This window comes from Synechococcus sp. R6-10 (genome assembly GCF_047461815.1).
GTDB lineage: Bacteria > Cyanobacteriota > Cyanobacteriia > Thermostichales > Thermostichaceae > Thermostichus.
In genome coordinates this window covers 1-4,970 of record NZ_JANSHW010000144.1, presented here as the reverse complement: position 1 = coordinate 4,970, position 4,970 = coordinate 1, and the positions used below count along the sequence as shown (strand labels likewise).

The 4,970-nt window shown below is 56.8% G+C and carries 5 protein-coding genes; all 5 read left to right on the top strand.

The annotated features are described in order from the left end of the window. Positions 1 to 947 (top strand): RAMP superfamily CRISPR-associated protein (locus NW837_RS04725; protein WP_414329488.1); only part of this gene is annotated, 947 nt, incomplete at its 5' end. Then, the gene (locus NW837_RS04720; RefSeq protein ID WP_414329487.1) at positions 944 to 1,396 is read left to right on the top strand and encodes a hypothetical protein; all 453 of its coding nucleotides are present in this window, start codon (positions 944 to 946) and stop codon (positions 1,394 to 1,396) included. The genes NW837_RS04725 and NW837_RS04720, both read left to right, overlap by 4 nt. 95 nt (positions 1,397 to 1,491) lie before the next feature. Further along, positions 1,492 to 2,478 carry an RAMP superfamily CRISPR-associated protein gene (locus NW837_RS04715; RefSeq protein WP_414329486.1) on the top strand — a complete coding sequence of 329 codons (987 nt, stop codon included), beginning with the start codon at positions 1,492 to 1,494 and terminating at the stop codon, positions 2,476 to 2,478. 10 nt (positions 2,479 to 2,488) lie between these two features. Next, on the top strand, positions 2,489 to 3,187 hold the full coding sequence (locus NW837_RS04710; protein WP_414329485.1) for a hypothetical protein: 699 nt from the start codon (positions 2,489 to 2,491) through the stop codon (positions 3,185 to 3,187). 24 nt (positions 3,188 to 3,211) lie between these two features. Next, on the top strand, positions 3,212 to 4,093 hold the full coding sequence (locus NW837_RS04705; RefSeq protein WP_414329484.1) for a putative CRISPR-associated protein: 882 nt from the start codon (positions 3,212 to 3,214) through the stop codon (positions 4,091 to 4,093). Positions 4,094 to 4,970: the final 877 nt, after the last annotated feature.

The following is a 4,970-nucleotide window of genomic DNA, read 5'->3' as shown; positions in this document are numbered from 1 at the left end:
CCCTCTGCCTCGCCCTCAAGCCCGATGGCCCTGTTCTCATCAAGGCGGGCAAAGAAGGGGCTGACCCGACGAAGCCGGATATGGAGTTCGTCGAAACCTATCACGGCGGCGGGCGAACGGTCTATTTTCCCGGCAGCTCCCTCAAAGGGGCAATTCGCGCCCATGCGGAGCGCATCGTCCGAACGGTGGGCAGCGACAGACGTCCTGAGGGGGGAGGCTGCAAACTCTGGGCCGGCGATCCCCTCGACCAAAAGGCCAATCAATGGCTGGAAAAAATTGAAGAGCCCCACCAGGTTTACGCCCTTTCTTCCTTTACGGATCAGATGTTCGGCAACACAGCCATCGCCAGCCGGGTCCGCATCGAAGATGCCTATCCCAAGCCGGGAACCCCTCTGCGCCTGGAGGAACGTAATGGGGTGGCCATCGACCGCGTCTTCGGCTCAGTGGCGGTGGGGCCGTTCAGCTATCAAGTGTGCGTAGAGGGATCCTTTCAAACCAAGATCCACCTGAAAAACTTTACCCTGGCCCAACTGGGCCTGCTGGGGCTGGTGCTGCGGGATCTGGACGAAGGATGGTTTGGTATTGGCTTTGCCAAATCCCGCGGCATGGGCCGCGTTCGGGTGGAGTACGAGTGGGCGACGGTGGACTACCCGGGCTGCCTGGTGGAGGAGGGGAGCCAGGAGCTACGGCTGCTGGGATCCCAGCTTGCCTGGCCAAGGGGATCCCTGCTGGGGGCGAGCGAGTTTCTCAGTCCAGAAGAGGCGGGCAAATACGGCTTTGCCAAACCCGATCGCCAGTTAGTGCCGGTGGGGGCGGAGCCGATGCCCTTGGGCTTTGGGGCGCGGCTGACCTGGGAGCAGGGATCCGAGGCCAAGGTGGAGCACCTGCTCGCTGCCGCCGTCAACAGTTGGGCCAAACTTCTGCAAGCGGAGGCCAAAGCCGTATGAAACCAGCCTACGTCGCCTCGCTCAGGATTCGAGACGGGGGGGAGCCCTCGCTTTCCCAAGTGCTCTCGGCCTGTTTTTCCACTTCTGAAAAAACCTACTCCTTTCTGCGCTGGCCCCATCGAGTCAGCGGCATTCAGGTGGGGATCCCGGCGGATCCCGTCTGTCCAGAGGGGCAAGTTTTCTCCCAACAAGGGGAACTGCGCTGGAAAAGCACCCCCCACGGCTGGGATCTGCTGTATCTGGGGATCCAAGCTCCCCCGGACTCCTTTATCCCTCTGCCGGGAGAGTGGCGGTGGGAGGATCACGCAGCCGACCTGTACGGATCCCAAAATCGAGAAACCCGCTTTCCCAAGCCCCTCAGCCATCCCCAAGATCTCAAGGTGGGCCAGCGCTACTTCCGAGATGAGCGAACTGCCCGCGTTCACTTTATTGCCCTGATTCCGAGGTGACCATGACCCCCCAAGGCCCTCGCCCATTGCCCAACCAGGCCGCATCTGCAAGATCGTCTGCCGGCAACAGCAGTCGAGTTGGAGGCAAACCAACCGTGTTTCCCAAACCCTACGAGCTGATCCCGTTTCCCACCCAGCGCCCCACGCTGGAGCGGCCCGCCGGCCACGCCCAGTTCCATCCCGATAGGTTGCACGGCACCCTCTTCCTCACCCTAACGGTGCAGACTGCCGTCCACATCTCCACCGGCCACTTGGCCTTGGGCAGCGATGTCGGGGTGAAAGGGATCCCGGTGCTCAAAACCATGACCACCACTCCCAACGGAAGGCTTAAAATCCAGGGCAGCTCCCTCAAGGGGGCCATCCGGGCCATGTACGAGGCGATCACCAACAGCACCCTTGCGGTGATGATGAGCGAGTACCGAAATCGGATCCCCCCAGAGCGGCACCCCTGCCGCAACAAAGAGCAGCTTTGTCCGGCCAGCCGCGTTTTTGGTGCTCTCAACTGGCAGGGATTGGTGGAGTTCAGGGATGCCATTGCCACCGGCACCGGATCGGGTGGCGGATCCCTGCCCCCGCTGTACTGTCCTCGCCCGGATCAGTGCAAAGCTTACTTTAAAAAGGAAAACGGCAAAGTCATTGGACGCAAGTTCTACTACACCCACAAAAAAGCTTTGCAGGGCAGTTCAAGGGGAACACCCACCCAGCAAGCGATGCAAAACACGGTTTTCAAAACCCAAATCCATTTCAAAAACCTCACCCCTGCTGAGCTGGGCACCTTGCTCACGGTCTTGGGGCAGGATCCCAAGCATTCCATGCTGCTGAAGGTGGGGGGCGGCAAGCCCGTGGGCCTGGGATCCCTGCAGGTCACCCTCGACAAGATCGAGCGGCCCGGCAACCTAAAAGATCGCTACAGCCGCTACGATCCCCCAGAAGCCGATACCCTGGAAGGAAAACGCCTCCAAGCCTTTGTGCAAGAGCAAATTCAAGCTGCCCAGGGCTACATCTTGCCCGAACAACTCAAGCGATTGGCCGCCATCCTGAGTCCCACTGCTCTGCGCGAGCCGCCCACCGGAGTGTACTGAGGGTTCCCCCATGCTGTCAGACACTGTCGATCTCAGCCCCCAATCTTGGGATCTCGCCCACGGCATCGCCATGACCTTGGCCAAAGAAAGGGTGGATGTCAACGAGTTGAGCAAGTGCATCGCCTATCTGCGCTCGGTTGCCCATCACCCTGACGCGGGATCCCGCTTTTTCCGATTCACCGGCGAGCTGGTGCGGGAAACTGGCCTATGCCGTACCCAACAAACCAGAAGATACTATCAGCTTATTGACGAAACCTGCAAAAGGTACTTGCAACCTCTGCAAGACAGGCCGGCGGAGATGCTGCAGATCCTGGGCTGGGCAGCCCGGCTGGCTTGCTACTACAAGGATGGAGGGATCCCCATTGGCGAGATTCCCCAAGGGGCGGGAAACAAATCCCAGGACGACAGACAACAACAAAACCATCAACACCAACAAGACCAGGCCCAGCATCAGGCCCGCAAAGCCTGCTTCCAGACCGGGCAAAAGCTGAAGGCCACCATCACCAACATCAAGGGCAACGAAGTCACCTTCCAGATTCTGGACACAGACACCAAGCTCACCCAGAAGGAGCCCAAACGGGCGGGATCCCTCTCGGTGGGGCAAGAGGTGCAGGTGAAAGTTCTGGGTCTAAAGGAAGATGGCAGAATCCGCAAGGCCAAGCTGCTCTGGGCGCAAAGCGGAACAGAGCCCTCGAAAAATTTGAGTTAACCGCCTATCATGCAGACCATCATCATGACTGTGGGCACCTCCTTGCTCACCAACCTTGACAAAGACTTGCAGCCGCAGCGCCCCTGGGTGGGACAAAAAACCATCGGGGATCCGGAGCAAGCGCTGGCCTGGATGAAAAGAACCGATCTGGAGCTGATCAGCGCCGAAACCAACACCTACTTGCGGCTGGATCCCACCTCGAATGATGCCTTGATTTTGCTGCACTCAGAAACCCCCGACGGATTGGAGTGTGCCCAGATTTTGAAGCTCTTTTTTGAGCAAGAGCTGGGTCAGCAGCAGGTCTCTTTGGTTCCCCTTCCCGGCATCAACTATGAGCTAGAGGGATCCTCACTGGAGCGGATGGCCGAGCTGTTGAAACAGTTGGCAGAGAGCGCCAGGGGGATCGTCACCTTTGCCGCTACCGGCGGGTTTAAAGCCCAAGCCATGATCATGGCCGTGGTGGGCAGCCAATTGGGGGTCCCGGTTTGCTACATCCATGAGCAATACAAATCCCTGGTCTACTTGCCCTACCTACAGCCGCAAGTTCAGCCCCAGATCCCACGGGCAGATCTCCCCGATTCAGGCCGAGATCGCTCCCAGATCATCCAAATCCGAAGCGATGCCAGCCATCACCGACCCCGCAGTTGGGCCAAAGTGGAAAGACTCCTGCGAGACATTCCCTGGGTGGATCTGGTTCGATACGATCCACACGCCTACGCTGCCCCCAAAAACAGCGTCAAAGCCTCAAACCGCAAAACCGAAGATGGCCGCCACATTCTGTGGATCCACCTCCACGAGAGCCAGGACACCCACCTCGCTGTCAGAGTAGAAACCACCGGCTACACCCCCGAGCACCTAGAGCTGGCTGCCACCGAATTGCGGCAACGCTTGGGCCGTCTGCTTTGAGTGTTTCCATGAATCCCGCTTCCCCAAAGGGAAGTGACTTATCAGGTATAGGGTTTTTGCTACGCAAACCTACATAAAATAAGGTATCGCATTCGGAACAACGGTTGATCCGGGTGGCGTGGAAGTTGCTTGCGGCTCAGGATCGGTTCCATTAACAGGAAATTACCGAGTACAGCGTATTCGCTTCGACCATCATCCGTTTCAACTACCCCTGCCAAAAGTGCCAGATCAGATCTAGATCATCACGTCTGCAGTTATTAAGCTTGTCTGAGACACATATTACGAACAACGCGAAAAAAGGAAGTAATATGGTAGAACATGAAAGCCTGAATACACCAACCAAACTTCTCCTAGTTGGAGTGGAGATCCTTTTTGTCTGTGCCCTGTTTCTCATGCGTCTTGGAGTCGCCGGTTGGCTTCTAATGATGTTTGGAGCGCTGCTTATTTTGCTGCTTACTTTATGGGCATTTGTGCATATAGCTTTGATGATCACATTCATTAGCGTTTTTGAATCAAGAAAGAGCGATATTGCGCTCTACCTCGCGACTCATTTTTTCTATCTTTGGGCCTGGTTATTTCAATTCGATGGCGATGATACCAGTGTAAAGTGGACTATTCGTCTCCTCCCATGCACGAACTTTCTGGAGCCTCTCCTCCGGAAATGGGGCGGAGTTCTATTTTTAACCACGAGTATCGCTACATTTGTTTGCTATTTGATAATCTTCATTTTAATAGTTATTCGCTTGGCTCGATTAATTTTCCATTGAGTTTTCATTAATTCCACTGCCCCGAAAGGAAGCGACTTCCGCCGATTATAACCCTTGCCCAGAGCGGGATCCAGGGGCCTAGATCGACAGGGTCTCGTTTAAGGACTCCG